This is a genomic window from Mesorhizobium sp. M1C.F.Ca.ET.210.01.1.1, assembly GCF_004791585.1.
In the GTDB taxonomy this organism is placed as follows: domain Bacteria; phylum Pseudomonadota; class Alphaproteobacteria; order Rhizobiales; family Rhizobiaceae; genus Mesorhizobium.
The window spans coordinates 19,549-36,576 of sequence record NZ_SRUU01000001.1 but is presented as its reverse complement, the minus strand read 5'-3'; the positions used below and the strand labels follow the sequence as shown (position 1 = coordinate 36,576).

Here is a 17,028-nt window from a genome sequence, read left to right as displayed (position 1 = left end):
TCCCGATCTTAGTGGTGGCCGCCTTCGAGATAGGCGGCGCGCACTTCCGGATTGGCGAGCAACTCCTTGCCGGTGCCGCTCATCGTCACGTTGCCGTTGACCATGACGTAACCGCGGTTGGCGAGCTTGAGCGCGCCAAAGGCGTTTTGCTCGACCAGGAACACGGTCAGCCCTTGCGACCTGTTGAGTTCGCGGATGGCGTCGAAGATCTGCTTGACGATCAGCGGCGCCAGACCAAGCGACGGCTCGTCGAGCAGGAGCAGCTTCGGCCGGGCCATCAGCGCGCGCCCGATCGACAGCATCTGCTGCTCGCCGCCGGACAGCGTGCCGCCGCGCTGGTTGATGCGCTCCTTCAGCCGCGGGAACAGTGCGAACACCTTCTCGGCGTCCTCGTCATAATGCTTGAGGTTGTCGAGGCTGGCGCCCATCTGCAGGTTTTCCATCACCGTCATGCGCGGGAAGATGCGGCGTCCTTCCGGCGACTGGGCGATGCGCATGCGCGCGATCTCATGCGTCGGCAAGTGAGTGATGTCGGTGCCGGCGAAGGTGATGCTGCCGGCCCGGGCGCGCGGCGCGCCGAAGATGGTCATCATCAGCGTCGACTTGCCGGCGCCGTTGGCGCCGATCAGCGCCACGATCTCACCCTGGTTGACGCTGACGTCGACGCCGTTCAGCGCCCGGATGTTGCCATAGTAGGTCTGCACGCCCTTGACATCGAGCAGCGTTGTGCCGGCCATCACTTACGCCCTCCACGCTTGCCCGATGCGGGCTTGACCGCTGCTTCCTTGCCCTTCGAAGCGCTGGCGGCCTTCGCGGCCGGAGCCTTGGCGACCGTTTTCTTCGGCGCTGCTTTCGCAGCGCTCCGCTTCGCGGCCGGCTTGCTGGCGATCGCGGCGGCGCGCGCATCGACCTGCGCCGCCTTCGAGGCGCCCTTCGACACCGTGACGCGCTCGCCTTCGTCCGCGTGCTCGACAGTATCGGAAACCGGGCCGGCCATCATCGAAGCGGAATTGCCCGGGCCATGCGCGGAGTCGGGGCCAGTATCGAGCTGTTCGATGACGTCCTCGTCGCCGACTTCGGTGAGCACTTCTTCGACCTGTTCGTCGTCGACGCCGAGATAGGCAGCGATGACGCGCGGGTCGGTGCGGACCGACTGCGGATTGCCGTCGGAGATCTTGCGGCCGTATTCGAGCACGACGACATGGTCGGAGATCTGCATGACCACCGACATGTCGTGCTCGATGAGCAGGATCGACGTGCCGGTGTTGTCCTTGATGTCGATCAGCAGCTCGTTGAGCGAGGCCGATTCCTTCGGGTTGAGGCCGGCGGCCGGCTCGTCGAGGCAAAGCAGCTCGGGGCCGGTGCACATGGCGCGCGCGATCTCCAGCCGGCGCTGCGCGCCATAGGGCAGGTCGCCGGCGGGATCGTCGGCGCGGTCGACGAGATCGGCCTTCTCCAGCCAATGCCTGGCAAGCTCGATCGATTCGGCCGAGGCCTGACGATAGCTCGGGAAGCCGAACAGGCCGAGGAAGGTGTAGCCCGAGGCCCTCATCAGCTTGTTGTGCTGCGCGACCAGAAGGTTCTCGAGCAGCGTCATGCCCGAGAACAGGCGGATGTTCTGGAAGGTGCGCGCCACGTTGGCGCGCGCCGGGATCTCATGGTTGGGCAGGCGCTCGAGCAGATGGGTCGAGCCGTCACGTTTGTTGAGCGTGATCATGCCCTCGGTGGGCTTGTAGAAGCCGGTGATGCAGTTGAACACCGTCGTCTTGCCGGCGCCGTTGGGCCCGATCAGCGCGGTGATCTCGCCGCGCCTGGCCTGGAAGGACAGGTCGCCGATGGCGACCAGGCCGCCGAACTTCATCGACAGGTGCTCGACCTGCAGGATGAAGTCGTTCATGGAAGCTTGCACGTCCATCAGCCGTGGCCCTCCTTTGTGAAGGAGCCCGAGACCGCTTTTCGTTCCCTCAGGAAGGCCGTCGGCTCGCGGCTGCCGACGAAGCCTCGCGGCTTCCACAGCATGACGATGACCATGGCCATGCCGAACAGCAGCATGCGGTAGAGTTCCGGGGTGAAGTCGGGGCCGAAGACGGCCTTGAGGAAATCGAGCTCGCGCAGGATCTCGGTGCCGCCGATCATCACCAGCGCCGCCACGGCAATCCCGCCGAGCGAGCCCATGCCGCCGAGCACCACGATGGCGAGGATGATTGCCGATTCCAGGAAGACGAAGGATTCGGGGCTGACGAAACCTTGCCGGGCGGCAAAGAAGGAGCCGGCGAAGCCGCCGAACATGGCGCCGGTGGCGAACGCCGTCAGCTTGGTGGTGGTGGTGTTGATGCCGAGCGAGCGGCAGGCGATCTCGTCCTCGCGCAGCGCTTCCCAGGCCCGGCCCACCGGCAGGCGGCGAAGCCTGATGGTGACGAAGGCGGTGAGGAAGCAGAGTCCCAGGATCAGGTAGTAGAGGAAAATCTTGTAGTAAGCGCCTGACTGAGCGATGTGCAGCACCTTGGCGATGTAGTTGGGGTCCGACACATTGAACGACACCAGCCCGAAGAACGACACTTTCGGAATACCCGAAACGCCGGCCGAGCCGTTGGTCACCTCGCGCCAGTTGATCAGGACCAGACGGATGATCTCGCCGAAGGCGAGGGTGACGATTGCCAGATAGTCGCCTCGCAATCTCAGCACCGGAAAGCCGAGCATGACGCCCCAGAAGGCGGCCATGCAGCCGGCGGCCGGCAGCAGGATCCAGAACGACAGGCCGAAATGCGTGCCGAGCAGCGCGTAGGCATAGGCCCCGACGGCATAGAAGGCGACATAGCCGAGATCGAGCAGGCCGGCGAGGCCGACGACGATGTTGAGGCCCCAGGCCAGCATCACATAGATCAGGATCTGGATGCCGAAATTGTCGACCCATTTCAGCGAGCCCTGGAAGCCGAAAGCGAGCACCATGGCGACCGGATAGAGCAGCAACACGGCGACGCCGATCTTGTTGAAGTTCTGCCGGACAAAGCCCGGCTCCGCCACGGCGGCGGGCGCTTTGGCCTTTTCGGCATTGGCCCGCTCCATCGCCGGCTGCGCGTAGCCGACATAGAGGAAGCGGCCGACGGCGGTGGCGATGACCACGAACCCCAGCAGGGCCCAGCGCTGCACCAGGATCAGCTCGTTGTTGATGTTCTGGTCGGTCCTGAGACCGATGAACAACACAAACAGGCCAAGCGCGATGGCGCCGGCATAGAGCGCTTCACGGAAAGCGCGTTGGATGGGAGTAGCGACGACGTCGCGCTCCGGAGACACGGTAACGGCCATGAGGATCAGACCTTTTCGACTTCAGGCCGGCCCAGTATGCCGGAGGGCAGGAAGATGAGCACGATCGCCAGGATCGAGAAGGCTGCGACGTCCTTGTAGTCGATCGAGAAATAGGCCGACCACATGCTCTCGATGAAGCCGATCAGCAGCCCGCCGAGCACCGCGCCCGGCAGCGAGCCGATGCCGCCGAGTACCGCCGCGGTAAACGCCTTCACACCCGGCACGAAGCCGTCCGAAAACACCACCACACCATAATACATCAGGAACAGCGTGCCCGCGACAGCGGCAAGTGCTGCGCCCATGATGAAGGTGATCGATATGGTGCGGTCGACGTCAACGCCAAGCAGCGCCGCCATCTTGCGGTCCTGCTCGCAGGCGCGCTGCGCCCGCCCCAGCGCCGTCCGGTTGACGAGATACCAGAAGATCGCCAACAGCGCGATGGTCACGATCACGATGATGATCTGCTTCAGCGAGACGCTGATGCCGTCGACGGTGTAGACCTGGCTGACCAGCGGCGGGATCGGCTTGTTGCGCGGACCTTGCGTGACCTGCACGAAGTTGGACAGCGCGATCGACATGCCGATGGCGGTGATCAGCGGCGCCAGCCGGAACGAGCCGCGCAGCGGCCGGTAGGCCACCTTCTCGATCGTCCAATTGTAGAGGCTGGTGAGCAGCATGCCCACGATCATCATGATCAGAAGCGCCACCACCACAGGCACCGAATAGAACATCGCGCCGAGGATCAGGAAGACGATGAGGGCCGTGAAGGCGCCGACCATGAAAATGTCGCCATGGGCGAAATTGATCATGCCGATGATGCCGTAGACCATCGTGTAGCCGATCGCGATCAGCCCATAGATAGATCCCAGCGTCAGCCCATTGATAAGCTGCTGGACGAAGTACTGCATATTTATGCGGCTCCCCTGGAATGTCGCCCGTGTCCCGGTCGCACCCCTTTTCGTATTTCCCCTAGTCGTAAAGTTTCGAGCCCGGATTGCAACGTGATTTTTCAATCGCCGAGCGTGGTTTGGAAGCACGCCACCCGATTGCCCGTTTTTTCGCACCCGGCCTCTGGACTATCGCGGACCCTATCATTGGCACAACGCAATGTCTTTGACGATTCAGCCGTATCATGCGCGCCATTTCGAAGAAATCGCCGTCAAGATAATTTGATGAGAAGATTCCTTGCGTCAAGGAAGGCGCTCGATTTTGCGCGGCATGCCTTCCGTTGGGTGAGGCCATGACGGTTATGTGACGATGAACCCATGCGCGAACGGATCGCGATCGTCGATGAAGATGGTGTTGAGCCCGGTCATGCGCGCCCAGCCGCCGATCGAGGGGATGATCGCCGGCTTGCCGGCCACGCTGACCTCTTTTTCGACCCTGCCCTTGAACAGCGAACCGATGATCGATTCATGGACAAAACTGTCGCCAACCTTGAGCCTGCCCTTGGCGTGGAGCTGCGCCATGCGCGCCGAGGTGCCGGTGCCGCAAGGGCTGCGGTCGATCGCCTTGTCGCCATAGAAGACGGCGTTGCGAGCATCGGCCTCGGCATCTCTCGGCTTGCCGGTCCACAGCATGTGCGACAGCCGGTTGATGCCGGGGTTTTCCGGGTGGACGAATGAGTATTTCTCGTTGAGGCGCTGGCGCACCACCGGGCTCCAGGCGATGAGGTCGCCGGCCGAATGGTCGGCCATGTCGCGATAGTTCGCCTGCGGCTCGACGATGGCGTAGAAATTGCCGCCGTAGGCGACGTCGACGCTGATCTCGCCAAGCACCGGGCACTCCACCGTCAGCCCTTCGGCATAGAGGAAGGACGGCACGTTGGTGATGCGCACTTCCTCGACACATTCGCCGACCTGCTTGTATTCGGCGACGACCAGGCCGGCCGGCGTGTCGAGTCTCAGCACGCCCGGCGTCTTCGGCTTCACCAGCCCGTGCTCGATCGCCATAGTCACCGTGCCGATCGTGCCGTGGCCGCACATCGGCAGGCAGCCCGAGGTCTCGATGAACAGGATGGCGATATCGCAGTCCTCACGCGTCGGCGGATAGAGGATCGAGCCCGACATCACGTCATGGCCGCGCGGCTCGAACATCAGCCCGGTACGGATCCAGTCGTACTCGGCAAGGAAATGCGCGCGCCGCTCCATCATCGTCGCGCCCTCGAGCAGCGGCCCGCCGCCGGCGACCAGCCGCACCGGATTGCCGCAGGTGTGGCCGTCGATGCAGAAGAAGGATTTTTTGGCCATGATGCTCTCTTGATGTCAGAACCGTTGCGGACGGAATGGGTTGAGATCGAGCGGCGGAGTCTGCCCGAGAACAAGATCGCGGATCAAGCGGCCGGTCGCCGCCGCCTGGGTCAGGCCGAGATGGCCGTGGCCGAAGGCATAGAAGACATTCGGCACCCGCGCTTGGCCAATGACCGGCAGCGAATCGGGCAATGACGGTCGAAAACCCATCCACTCGCGGCCGCCCGACGGATCGAGCCCCGGCAGGAAGCGTTTTGCCTTTTCCAGCATCGCCTTCGAGCGCTGGAAATTCGGTGGCCGCTCGATGCCGCCGAGCTCGACGGCACCGCCGACCCGCAACCCCGTTGCCAGCGGCGTGATGACGAAGCCATGCCCGGAAAAGATCAACTGCCGCTTTACGTCGAAAGCCGAGACGGGCAGCGTCGTGTTGTAGCCGCGCTCGGTCTCGAGCGGGATGCGGTCGCCGAAATTTCTGGCCAGGAGATGCGACCATGCGCCGGCCGCAATGACGACCTGCTTCGCCTTGCGCGTCGTGCCGTCGGCAAGCGCGATCACAGCACCGTCGGCGTCGGTCCCGACGTGCTCGGCCCGCGCGTGCTCGAAACGAGCGCCGAGCTTCTGCGCATGGGCCCACACCGCCTTGCCGAGCAGCTTCGGATCGGCGACCGTCTTCCAACTCGGCACGAAGGTGCCCTTGACGAAGCGCGGCGCGAGACCCGGCTGCAAGCCGGCCATCTCCTCGCCCTCGACATGGCGGAAGCCGATGCCGAAGCGCTCGCGTGCCGCCCAGCCCGGCAATGAAGCCCGGAACTCGGCCTCGCTTTCGTAGAGTTCCAGCGAGCCGTCCTCGCGCAGCATCGGCCTCGTGCCGGAACGATCGAGCAGCCCCATCCATTCGGCTTCGGCGAGCTTCATCATGCCGACCTGCGCCGCGAGCCCCGCTTCATAGTGCCTGGCGGCGCCCGCGCGCCAGAAGCGGATCAGCCAGGGCAGGAGCTTGGGCAGATAGGCTGGGGGAATGGCCAAAGGCCCGAGCGGATCGGCAAGCCATTTCGGCAACTGCCTGATCATCCCCTTGTGCGCCAGCGGCAGCACGTCGGAGAAGGCGAAGGCGGCGGCGTTGCCGGAGCTCGTCTCCTCGCAGATGCCGGTGCGGTCGAAGATGGTAACGCCGCGCCCGGCCTCTGCGAGCAAGGCCGCCGCGCAGATGCCTATGATGCCGCCGCCGATGATGGCGACGTCTTCCCCCTCTCCCCGCTCATGGGGAGACGAAGCCCCGGCGGCGGGACGTCGCCCCTTTCCCAGGGATTTGGAATTTCCTTGCACGTCAGCGCTGCCCTTTATTCGGCCGCCACCATCTTCCCCGCCGGTCGTGGAGTATTCTGGAACGCCGGCAGCTTCGGCCGCACCGCCAGCGCATCCCGGACGATCTTCTCCACCGCCGTGCGGCGTTCGCCCGACAGCGGCTGGCGCGGCATGCGAACGCGGTCATTGGTATCGATCGCCAGCACTTCGGCAAGCTTGATGTTTTGGACCAGATAGGTCGAGACATCGAGATCGAGCAGCGGCCGGAACCAGCGGTAGATTGCCAACGCCTCCTCGCGGCGGGCTTGCTTCATTAGCTGGTAGATGGCGACCGTCTCGCGCGGGAAAGCGGTGACCAGGCCGGCCACCCAACCGATGGCGCCGACCGAGAGCGCCTCGAAGGCGAGGTTGTCGACGCCGGTGAAGAGATCGTAGCGGTCGCCCAGACGATTGATGATCTCGGTCGAGCGGCGGATGTCGTCGGACGATTCCTTGATGGCGACGAAGCGCTTGTCCGACGCCAGTTCCTCCATCAGGTCGACGGTGACATCGACGCGATAGGCGAGGCGGTTGGAGTAGATCATGATCGGCAGGTCGCCGGCTTCGGCGACGGCGCGAAGGGCTGCGACCGTCTCTTGCCGGTCGGTGTGGTAGATCGGGCTCGGCACCACCATGAGGCCGCTGGCTCCTTCCCTGGCGGCGCGGCGCGCGATGCTCGCCGCTTCGCGGGTGCCGGGCTCGTTGACGGTCAGCAGCACCGGCTTGCCCGCGGCGACCTTCTGCGCCGTCTTCAGCACCTCGATCTTCTCGTCAGGCGACAGCATCGGCCCCTCGCCGAGCGAGCCGCAGACGATGATGCCGTCGCAGCCGGCCTCCATCTGCAAGCCGTAGCAGCGCTCCATCTCGGCATGGTCGAGGCGGTCGGCGGCGGTGAATTTGGTCGTGACTGCTGGGAAAACTCCGGCCCACATGGCTATCTCTCCGGCTGATATATCAGTCATATATCTATTAAGAGTTGGCCTGTCAACGCTGAATCCGTTATGATATATGAAAAATATATCAGGAGCCTGTCATTGATATCCCCTCTGATATCCGTTGAGACGAACGCGACCTTCGAGCCGGCGGCGACCAAGGCCTACCGCGCGCTGGAGCACATGATCGTCACGCTCGAGCTGGCGCCTTCGAGTTTCGTCACCGAAGGCGCGCTGATCGAGCGGCTGGGTCTCGGGCGCACTCCCGTGCGCGAGGCGATCCAGAGGCTCGCCTGGGAAGGGCTTCTCGACATAAGACCCCGCGCGGGCATCGCGGTGGCGCCGCTCCACGCCGGCGACTGGCTGCGCGTCATCGACGCCAGGCGTGGCGTCGAGGTCGTGCTTGCCCGCTCCGCCGCCCGCTTCGTCACCCGCGAGGCCGCCGACCTGTTCCACGAGGCGGCGCTCGCCATGCAGAAGGCGGTGATCTCCGGCAACGTGCTTGCCTTCATCCAGGCCGACAAGCAGCTCGACGAGGCGCTGGCGAACGCCGCCGACAATCCGTTCGCGGCGCGGGTGGCGGCGCCCTTGCAGACGCACAGCCGCCGCTTCTGGTTCCGCTACAAGTCGGATACGGGCCTGGCCGAATCCGCCGAGCACCACGTCGCGCTGATCCGCTCGATCCTCGACGGCGACGAAGAAGCCGCCGCCAAGGACGCCAAGAAGCTGATGGCGTTGCTGCGCGGCCACGCCGAGGTGGCGGCGACGCGCTGACCGGATCGGTTCAGCCTCGCTGCTTCAGCCGCCCGGCTGCCGGACCGCGGTGGCCAGCGTATCTTCCCATCCGTCGCCGGCCGCCAGGATGCAGGCCTGGCCCTTGACGTCGGTCATCAGGATGGTCCAGGTCCCTTTTGCCGATACGAACACCTCGAAGATGGCGACTTCTCCGGCGACACCGTAGCCGAGCCGCTTCTCCTCGAACGCCTCTGCCAGTCTCGCGACCAGATAGTCATGGCCGCCGCAGATGACTTGCGCCCGCGCAGGCAGCGCCGGCAGCGCCATCATGGCGCCGACGACCGCCAGCTTGATCAAGCGAAACGAAAATATGCGTGCCATAGGGCACCTCCTTCGCCTTCGCATTCCGGCAATGGAGGCACATTCGGCCGCCTCAGTGCGCCGGAACGTTCCAGGCCGGATTCGACGTCTTCATCACGTCACTCCTTCTGGTTTCCGGTCTGTCGCAGGGAGACTATGACTCCCTGGATTCGATATGGTGAGCCCCCGCCCCGTAAACAAGCAGGCGCAGTGGAGAGCGCCTGGCCGCCCGCAACCCGACCGTGCGGGCGCCCGAGAGCGAGCATTCAGGCACCTGGCATGGCTGCCGCGATCGTAGGGCTGTCCCAGCCCTCGCCCACGGAAAGGATGCAGCTTTGCCCCTTGGTGTCGGAGGCAAGGACGGTCCAGCTGCCCTGGTCGGAGACGAAGATCTCGAGCACGACATTGGGATTGATCAGCCCGCGCCCGGCTACGCTTTCGTGGAACTTGTCGCCGAGCGCCTTGACGACGTCGGCGCGCGGAGCGCATTGCGCGGCCGCATTTGCCTGAGCGGCGCCGTAAACCGCAGCCGTCGCAAGGACCATCGCCGCCATAAGAAATCGTGTCATCCGACACCTCCTCGCGCCAGACGAGAACCCCGGCTGCTACCGGCGCTGCTTGATTGGCCTGCACATGATGGCAGGAATACAGCCTAAGGCGCGTGGTGGTCTGTTGGTTCCATCACAGAGCAGTGGAATTATTAGAAGATGCGGATGCTCTCCCAACGCGCCGCGTCGAAAATCATGCACCTAAAGTTGCGCCGCGAACAAAAAAGAAAGCGCGGCCTGCACCCGCGCTTTCTCAGTGACGTTCTCAGAGGACCGGTCAGTTCATCGTCGGAATGACGAATTCCGCGCCATCCTTGATGCCAGCCGCGCGCCCGCAGCCGAAGGCGAGGACGCGCAAACTGGGAACCGTCCAGTCAGTTCATCGTCGGGATGACGAATTCGGCGCCATCCTTGATGCCGGACGGCCAGCGCGAGGTGACCGTCTTGGTCTTGGTGTAGAAGCGGAACGCGTCCGGCCCGTGCTGGTTGAGGTCGCCGAAGGACGACGCCTTCCAGCCGCCGAAGGTGTAGTAGGCGATCGGCACCGGGATCGGCACGTTGACGCCGACCATGCCGACCTGGACGCGTGAAGCAAAGTCGCGCGCGGCGTCGCCGTCGCGTGTGAAGATGGCGACGCCATTGCCCATCTCATGGTCGTTGGCGAGCTTGATCGCATCCTCGTAACGCGGCGCGCGCACCACCGAGAGCACCGGTCCGAAGATTTCTTCCTTGTAGATGCGCATGTCGGCCGTCACGTTGTCGAACAGGCAGCCGCCCATATAGTAGCCGTTCTCGTAGCCCTGCATCTTGAAGCCGCGGCCGTCGACGACCAGCTTGGCGCCTTCCTTGACGCCGATGTCGACATAGCCCTTTACGCGCTCCAGCGCCTGCGCTGTCACCAGCGGGCCGAAATCGGCCGAGGAGTCGGTCGAGGGACCGACCTTCAGGCTCTCGACGCGCGGCACCAGCTTTTCCATCAGCCGGTTGGCGGTGTCGTTGCCGACCGGCACCGCCACCGAGATCGCCATGCAGCGCTCGCCGGCCGAGCCGTAGCCGGCGCCGATCAGCGCATCGACCGTCTGGTCCATGTCGGCGTCGGGCATGATGATCATGTGGTTCTTGGCGCCGCCGAAGCACTGAACGCGCTTACCGGAGGCGGTGCCGCGCGAGTAGATGTAGTGCGCGATCGGCGTCGAGCCGACGAAGCCGATGGCCTTGATGTCCGGATCGTCGAGGATGGCGTCGACCACTTCCTTGTCGCCATTGACGACATTGAGGATGCCGGCCGGCAGACCGGCCTCGATGAACAGCTCCGCGATGCGGATCGGCACGCCCGGGTCGCGCTCCGACGGCTTCAGGATGAAGGCATTGCCGCAGGCGATCGCGGGCGCGATCTTCCACAGCGGGATCATGGCCGGAAAGTTGAACGGCGTGATGCCGGCGACGACGCCGAGCGGCTGGCGCATCGAATAGACGTCGATGCCGGGGCCGGCGCCGTCGGTGAACTCGCCCTTCATCATGTGCGGCGCGCCTATGCAGACCTCGACCACTTCGAGGCCGCGCTGGATGTCGCCCTTGGCGTCGGCGATGGTCTTGCCATGCTCGCGCGCCAGGATGTCGGCCAGCTCGTCATAGTCGCGCTGGACCAGTTCGAGAAACTTCATCAGCACGCGCACGCGGCGCTGCGGGTTGGTGGCCGCCCACTTGGGCTGCGCCGCCTTGGCATTCTCGACCGCGGCGCGCAATTCCGCCTGCGAGGCCAGAGCTACCGTGCCGCGCACGGAGCCGTCCATCGGCTGCATCACGTCCTGCTTGCGCCCGCTGGTGCCGGCGACACGCTGGCCGCCGATGAAATGACCGTATTCGATCATGGTTTCTCTCCCTGTTTTGGTGATGGGGTATTGTCCGCCTTTGCGGCGGCGAAGGCAACGCGAGCCAAAACGGAACCGTTGTGCGAGAAATAGACAGCGGCAGTTTGGCGTGCATTAATTGCCGCAAATGGCCAACGTGCAACTACCTTCAGGACTGCCCCATGAACTGGGATGATGTCCGCATCTTTCTCGCCGTGGCGCGCGCCGGGCAGATCCTTGGCGCCGCAAAACGCCTGGAGCTCAACCACGCGACCGTGTCGCGCCGCGTCGCGGCGCTCGAGGAGGCGCTGCGCACGAAGCTTTTCCGCCGCCTGACCACCGGCAGCGAGCTGACGCCGGCCGGCGAGCGTTTCCTCGACATAGCCGAGCGCATGGAAAGCGACATGATCGCCGCGCGCGCGACCATCGCTGGCGAGGGCGACGACGTGTCGGGCACGGTGCGCATCGGCGCGCCCGACGGTTTTGGCGTCGCTTTCCTCGCGAAACGCCTGGGCGAATTGACCGCGCTTCACCGCGAGCTCACCATCCAGCTGGTGCCGGTGCCGCGCTCCTTCTCGCTGTCGCGGCGCGAGGCCGACATCGCCATCACCGTCGAGCGGCCGACCGAGGGCCGGCTGGTGGCTGGAAAGCTGGTCGACTACACGCTCGGCCTGTTCGCCTCGCGCGCCTACGTGGATGCCAACGGCTTACCGAAGACGGCGGCCGAGCTCGGCCGGCATACGCTGATCGGCTATGTGCCGGACCTCATAGTCAGCCCCTCGCTCGACTATGCCGCCGAGTTCAGCCCGGACTGGCGCTCGAGCTTCGCCATCTCCTCGGCGCTCGGCCAGGCGGAAGCGGTGCGCTCCGGAGCCGGCATCGGCATCCTGCACACCTTTGTCGCCCGCTCGATGCCGGAACTGGTGCCGGTCGACATCGTCAGGCCGATCCGCCGCGCCTACTGGCTGGTCTATCACGAATCGGTGAGGCCGCTGCGCCGCGTCCAGCTCGTCGCCAATTTCATCACCAAGGCGGTGGAGCGGGAAAAGGGGCTGTTCGTGTAGATCCGCCTTCAAGGCGCATCGAGCACGAATGAGTTCACCACCTTCTCGGCCTCATCGGCAAGCGGCGCCCACATCCGGGCGGCTTCGTCAGCGCTGTTGCCCATGAGCCCGCATGTGACAAAGCCATAGCGGTCGCGGCGGATCGAAATCGCGATCTTGGCGTGGCCATAGAAGCCGGCGTTGCCGTCGCCGAGCCGGAAATCCATGTCGGCTATCCGCACCGGATAGCCGTCCGGGAATTTCGCCACCCTGTCGTTGCTGAAACTGGCCGAACCGAAGGCAGCGCCGATCAGTGTCTGCCAACTCTCCAGTGACCAATCCTTCTCGATAAACGCCCTTGGATCGGACGGATTGTCCGGAGCGGTCGGATCGTAGAGATTTTCCGACACCCGGCAGGTCAGGCCATTTTCGCCGGATTTGACCTTGAGCCGTATGGCATCGCCGGACGTGGTCTCGCTCGTCCATTGCTCCGGATAGGTCAGCGAGAAACCGTGATCCTTGTCGTGAACCGTCTTGTCCGCCGTAAGCGCCGGGGTGCAGATCAGACATCCGGTCGTCACAGCCAAGACAAAAGCGCGCATCGCACCACCCTTCCCACCGCGCCGACGATAGCACAACCGGCGTGCAATGCCGCCTTGCGCTTGCCACAAAGTCGGCGAGTGTGGCACCAGCGCTTCGCCGTGCCATGGCAGGCGAGGGAAATCTCGGAAAGCCGGCGCAGACATGCGAGCCATTCTTGCCATCCTGCCGCTGCTTTACCTGTCCGGCTGCGCCAATCCCTGGACCAAGGTTCCCGAAGCGAAACTGCCGAAGCCGATCCGTTATGCCATGGCCCGCCCCTCGCCCTTTGTTTTCGGAAATTATTGCGGGCCCGGAACCCATACCGGCGATCTCTCGGCCAGACCGGTCGACCGTCTCGACGCCGCCTGCCAGATCCACGACGCCTGTTACATCGCCCGCGACAACCACTGCGACTGCGATGGCGCGCTGATCGCCTCGGCAAGGGCCATTCGCGACGATAAGACAGCGCCGAGGAAGATGCGCGTCAACGCGGAGCTCTTGATCGCCACCTTCGCGCTTCCCGTCTGCAAGGTCTTCCCGCAGGGCTTCATGCCGCCGCGCGATCCCGCCCAGCTCAAGGCCATGAATGGGGCGGCTGGGTGAGCTTGAGTTCCGTCGTAACAAGGCTGCTGCTTGGCCTGGCGCTGACCGCGCTCGCCGGTTGTGCGGCCATGCCGGGCCGTTCCGCCTGCGCCTTCTTTCCGGGCGACGACGCCTGCGCACGTCCGCCCGTTTCGGCGGACGGCAGCGACGCCGGTATCGCCACCGCCCGCTACATCGCGGACGACGGCAATTCTGCCTATGAGAAACGGTTCGAGGCGCTGCTCGCCCAGAGCCGGATCGACGCGCTCGACCGCGCCAACGGCACCGGCCGCTTCGGTCGCGACTGGCGCGAGGTGCACAACGATCGCTTCCAGGCGACCTATCGGGCGCTGCGGCAGCTGGCAAAGCCGCTCGACACTACGGTGCTGCCACCGGCGCCGGGCAAGCCGGGCGAAGGCCACTTCGCCGGTCGCTGGCGCATGTCGCGGCAGACACTTTATCTCGACGCCGCCGCCAGGCCTTCGGCGCCAAAGATCTTCACCTTCTCCGGGCTCGAGGCGCGCTCCGTCGAGATCGTGCTCCGCCAGGCCGGCCGGCAGCCGCTCGGGATCGGCGGCTCTTGCGACGGGGCGCTGGCGATCAGCGCCTCGGGGCGATCGCGCACGATTGCCAAGGGCGCTGCCTTTCATCTCAGCCTGCCGGCGGCCGAGGCATCCGTCAGCCTGTTTCCGAGCGAGGCGCTCAGCCGCTGCGATCTCACCGTCAGCTCCAGCCTGGCGCCGGCCGGCGCGCGGCTCACCATCCTGCGCGAGGAGGCCGCCGACCCCTGGATTGCGGCGCTCGACAGCCGCTACGATCGCTGCCCGGTACCCAATCCGGCCGGGCTCGAAGAGCTCGACCGCGCCTTCTATGCCGGGCGCTGGCTGTCGCAGACCTGCGCGCTGCCGCTCGAGCATCCGACCCTGCTGCGCAAATCCCGCGACGGCTTCAACGCCAAGGTCGAGGCGCTGCTCGGCAGGACGCTGCCCGACAGCGCCTTCGACAAGGCCGACCCCGAACTGCCGCTCGATTTCTCCAGCGCGCCGAAGCTCAAGCTGATCTACCTGTCGTCGCTGGAGTTCAAGGCGGACTTCTCCGGCCGCATCATGGAGCGGCTGATCCGCCATCACGCGGCGCTCGGCACCAAGGTGCGCATCCTGGTGACCGACGTGCTGGAGCGCGAGAAGGACGACGCGCTCCTGCACCGGCTGGCGGCCGAGTTCCCCAATATCCAGTTGCAGGAATATCGCTGGCGGGCCGACCACGGCGCGCCGATCGACGAACAGCTATCACAACTGCACAAGACCCATCACATCAAGATGCTGGCGACGCTGGCCGAGGAGCCCGGGCGCTCGCGTGTCATCGTCGGCGGCCGCAACATCCATGACGGCTTCCTGTTCCACAGCCCGGTCGACCTGTCGCGCTATCCCGAGCTACAGCAATACGGCAAGACCGACGGCTTCTCGCTCAACTACTATTCCAACTGGAGCGACTTCGACATCGAGATCGCCGACCAGGCGACGGTCGCAACACTCGCCGCGCATCTCTCGACCATCTGGCTGCGCGATGCCGACACCAATATTTCCCGGCCGTTTTCCACTCCCGTTCGCTCCGGCGGCCGTCCGCAAGGCGTGGCCCGGCATTTCATTTCCGTGCCTTACGAGGATGGCCATGCGCTCGAAAACTACTTCGTCGAGCTCATCGACACGGCCGAGCACCGGGTCGAGATCGTCAATCCCTATCTCAACCTGACGCCCGGCCTCGCCAGGGCGTTCGACCGGGCGCTGGCCCGCGGCGTCAGGATCGACGTCGTCGGCCGCATCGACCTCAAGGGCGACATCGGCGGCCGCTTCCTCACCGCGCTCAACAAGCTGTTCGTCGAGAAATATGGCGACCGCATCAACATCCGCGAATTCAAGGCACCCGACGTGGTGCTGCATTCGAAGATCATGATGATCGATCAGCGCCTGGTGACCATCTCGTCGGTCAACCTCAACAACCGCAGCTTCTTCCACGACTCGGAGAACGGCATGGTGGTGCTCGATCCGGCGTTCTACCACCGTATGAAGCCCATCTATGACGACTACCTCGCCCATTCGCAGCCGGTCGCCACCAATGTGACGATCGGCTGGGCTTACCGGCTGCTGTTCAGCGATGCGTGGGTCAGGCAGGCGTTCTGAGATCAAGCCTTGACGTAGCGGTCCGGGCTGAGGTCGAGGGCGTTGATCTCCGGCACCCGGTTGGACATGATGTCGGCAAGCACCTTGGCCGAGCCGCAGGCCATGGTCCAGCCCAGCGTGCCGTGGCCGGTGTTGAGATAGAGGTTGGACAGCTCGCTTTGCCCGACCAGCGGCGGACCGTCCGGCGTCATCGGCCTGAGGCCGCACCAGAAAGTCGCTGCCTTGAGGTCGCCGCCGCCCGGAAACAGGTCGCCGACCGAATGCTCGAGCGTGCGGCGGCGCGATTCATGCAGGCGAAGGTCGAAGCCCGAAATCTCCGCGGTGCCGCCAACGCGGATGCGGTCGCCAAGCCTGGTGATCGCCACCTTGTAGGTCTCGTCCATGATCGTCGACACCGGCGCTGCCGCCGCATCCGTGATCGGCACGGTGATCGAATAACCCTTGACCGGATAGACCGGGATCGGCCGCTTCATCTTGCGCATGAAGGGCGCCGAATAGCTGCCCAGCGCCATCACATAGGCGTCCGCCGTCCGCCAGCCCTTGTCGGTGCCGACCTGGACGACGCGGTTGCGGTTCCTGACGACGCGCCGGACGGTCGTGCCGTATTCGAACGCGACGCCGCGCGCCACGCAAAGCTCGGCGAGCTTTTCGGTGAACATCTTGCAGTCGCCGGTCTCGTCGCCCGGCAATCTGAGCCCGCCGACGAATTTTTCCCGCACCCCGGCCAGCGCCGGTTCGGCCGCGATGCAGCCGTCCCGGTCGAGGACCTCATAGGGAACGCCGTATTTCTTCAGCACCTCGACATCGCCGCCGATGCCGTCGAGCTGCTTCTGCTTGCGGAAGAGCTGCAGCGTGCCCTTTGACCGCTCGTCATAGGTGATGCCGTTCGCGGCGCGCAACGCCTTCAGCGTGTCGCGGCTGTATTCGGCGACCGGCACCATGCGCGACTTGTTGAGCGCGTAGCGCTCGGCCGTGCAGTTGCGCAGCATCTTCAAGAGCCACGTCCACATGTGCGGATCGAAGGCGGGCCGCACCACCAGCGGGCCGTATTTCATCAAGAGCCATTTGACGGCTTTCACCGGGATGCCGGGTCCGGCCCATGGCGAGGCGTAGCCCGGCGACACTTCGCCGGCATTGGCGAAGCTGGTCTCCAGCGCGGGCCCCTGCTGCCGGTCGATCACCGTGACTTCATGACCGGCCTCGGCAAGAAAATAGGCGGTGGTGACTCCGATCACGCCGCCGCCCAGCACCAGGACTTTCATTCAATGCTCCCTCAAAGCCGATCGTGACGCAGCCGCGCCCCCGTCGCTCGATCTG

At 65.0% G+C, this 17,028-nt stretch carries 15 protein-coding genes and 1 pseudogene; 4 read left to right on the top strand and 12 right to left on the bottom strand.

Annotated features, from left to right (window positions below; genetic code table 11):
• Nucleotides 1-8 precede the first annotated feature (8 nt).
• The 7 genes and pseudogenes from EN853_RS00175 to EN853_RS00145 form a co-directional block, all read right to left on the bottom strand.
• The gene (locus EN853_RS00175; RefSeq protein ID WP_127857611.1) at nucleotides 9-737 is read right to left on the bottom strand and encodes an ABC transporter ATP-binding protein; all 729 of its coding nucleotides are present in this window, start codon (nucleotides 735-737) and stop codon (nucleotides 9-11) included.
• A 68-nt stretch (nucleotides 738-805) separates the two neighbouring features.
• Nucleotides 806-1,915, bottom strand: a pseudogene (locus tag EN853_RS00170) (ABC transporter ATP-binding protein); the annotation flags it as partial.
• Complete coding sequence (livM, locus tag EN853_RS00165; RefSeq protein WP_127857281.1) at nucleotides 1,915-3,306, bottom strand: high-affinity branched-chain amino acid ABC transporter permease LivM; 1,392 nt, start codon at nucleotides 3,304-3,306, stop codon at nucleotides 1,915-1,917. The gene livM and the pseudogene EN853_RS00170, both read right to left, overlap by 1 nt.
• A 5-nt stretch (nucleotides 3,307-3,311) precedes the next feature.
• Complete coding sequence (locus EN853_RS00160; protein WP_127857280.1) at nucleotides 3,312-4,214, bottom strand: branched-chain amino acid ABC transporter permease LivH; 903 nt, start codon at nucleotides 4,212-4,214, stop codon at nucleotides 3,312-3,314.
• 339 nt (nucleotides 4,215-4,553) lie between these two features.
• Complete coding sequence (locus EN853_RS00155) at nucleotides 4,554-5,555, bottom strand: 4-hydroxyproline epimerase (protein WP_127857279.1); 1,002 nt, start codon at nucleotides 5,553-5,555, stop codon at nucleotides 4,554-4,556.
• 15 nt (nucleotides 5,556-5,570) lie between these two features.
• Nucleotides 5,571-6,881 carry an FAD-dependent oxidoreductase gene (locus EN853_RS00150; protein WP_167524335.1) on the bottom strand — a complete coding sequence of 437 codons (1,311 nt, stop codon included), beginning with the start codon at nucleotides 6,879-6,881 and terminating at the stop codon, nucleotides 5,571-5,573.
• Between the two features lie 14 nt (nucleotides 6,882-6,895).
• Nucleotides 6,896-7,831 (bottom strand): dihydrodipicolinate synthase family protein, encoded by a 936-nt coding sequence (locus EN853_RS00145; protein WP_127857278.1) that lies wholly within the window; start codon nucleotides 7,829-7,831, stop codon nucleotides 6,896-6,898.
• A gap of 69 nt (nucleotides 7,832-7,900) precedes the next feature.
• Between EN853_RS00145 and EN853_RS00140 the strand changes: the two genes are divergently transcribed.
• Nucleotides 7,901-8,605 carry a GntR family transcriptional regulator gene (locus EN853_RS00140; protein WP_245516783.1) on the top strand — a complete coding sequence of 235 codons (705 nt, stop codon included), beginning with the start codon at nucleotides 7,901-7,903 and terminating at the stop codon, nucleotides 8,603-8,605.
• A gap of 24 nt (nucleotides 8,606-8,629) precedes the next feature.
• Here the strand turns inward: EN853_RS00140 and EN853_RS00135 are convergent, their stop codons facing one another.
• From EN853_RS00135 to EN853_RS00125, 3 genes are all read right to left on the bottom strand, one after another.
• The gene (locus EN853_RS00135; protein WP_167524334.1) at nucleotides 8,630-8,947 is read right to left on the bottom strand and encodes a hypothetical protein; all 318 of its coding nucleotides are present in this window, start codon (nucleotides 8,945-8,947) and stop codon (nucleotides 8,630-8,632) included.
• Nucleotides 8,948-9,192: 245 nt separating this feature from the next.
• Complete coding sequence (locus EN853_RS00130) at nucleotides 9,193-9,495, bottom strand: hypothetical protein (RefSeq protein ID WP_127857277.1); 303 nt, start codon at nucleotides 9,493-9,495, stop codon at nucleotides 9,193-9,195.
• A gap of 353 nt (nucleotides 9,496-9,848) precedes the next feature.
• Nucleotides 9,849-11,345 (bottom strand): CoA-acylating methylmalonate-semialdehyde dehydrogenase, encoded by a 1,497-nt coding sequence (locus EN853_RS00125; RefSeq protein WP_127857276.1) that lies wholly within the window; start codon nucleotides 11,343-11,345, stop codon nucleotides 9,849-9,851.
• Nucleotides 11,346-11,506: 161 nt separating this feature from the next.
• Here EN853_RS00125 and EN853_RS00120 point away from each other — a divergent pair, with 161 nt between their 5' ends.
• Nucleotides 11,507-12,388, top strand: coding sequence for a LysR family transcriptional regulator (locus tag EN853_RS00120; protein ID WP_127857275.1), 882 nt, complete (start codon nucleotides 11,507-11,509; stop codon nucleotides 12,386-12,388).
• Nucleotides 12,389-12,396: 8 nt separating this feature from the next.
• Here the strand turns inward: EN853_RS00120 and EN853_RS00115 are convergent, their stop codons facing one another.
• The gene (locus EN853_RS00115; protein ID WP_127857274.1) at nucleotides 12,397-12,969 is read right to left on the bottom strand and encodes a hypothetical protein; all 573 of its coding nucleotides are present in this window, start codon (nucleotides 12,967-12,969) and stop codon (nucleotides 12,397-12,399) included.
• Between the two features lie 142 nt (nucleotides 12,970-13,111).
• Here EN853_RS00115 and EN853_RS00110 point away from each other — a divergent pair, with 142 nt between their 5' ends.
• Nucleotides 13,112-13,552: a hypothetical protein gene (locus EN853_RS00110; protein WP_127857273.1), complete on the top strand. Its 441-nt coding sequence runs from the start codon at nucleotides 13,112-13,114 to the stop codon at nucleotides 13,550-13,552.
• Nucleotides 13,553-13,620: 68 nt separating this feature from the next.
• Entirely contained in the window at nucleotides 13,621-15,711 is a 2,091-nt protein-coding gene (locus EN853_RS00105) for a phosphatidylserine/phosphatidylglycerophosphate/cardiolipin synthase family protein (RefSeq protein WP_127857607.1), read from the top strand.
• Between the two features lie 2 nt (nucleotides 15,712-15,713).
• Here the strand turns inward: EN853_RS00105 and EN853_RS00100 are convergent, their stop codons facing one another.
• Nucleotides 15,714-16,973 carry a D-amino acid dehydrogenase gene (locus tag EN853_RS00100; protein ID WP_127857272.1) on the bottom strand — a complete coding sequence of 420 codons (1,260 nt, stop codon included), beginning with the start codon at nucleotides 16,971-16,973 and terminating at the stop codon, nucleotides 15,714-15,716.
• Nucleotides 16,974-17,028: the final 55 nt, after the last annotated feature.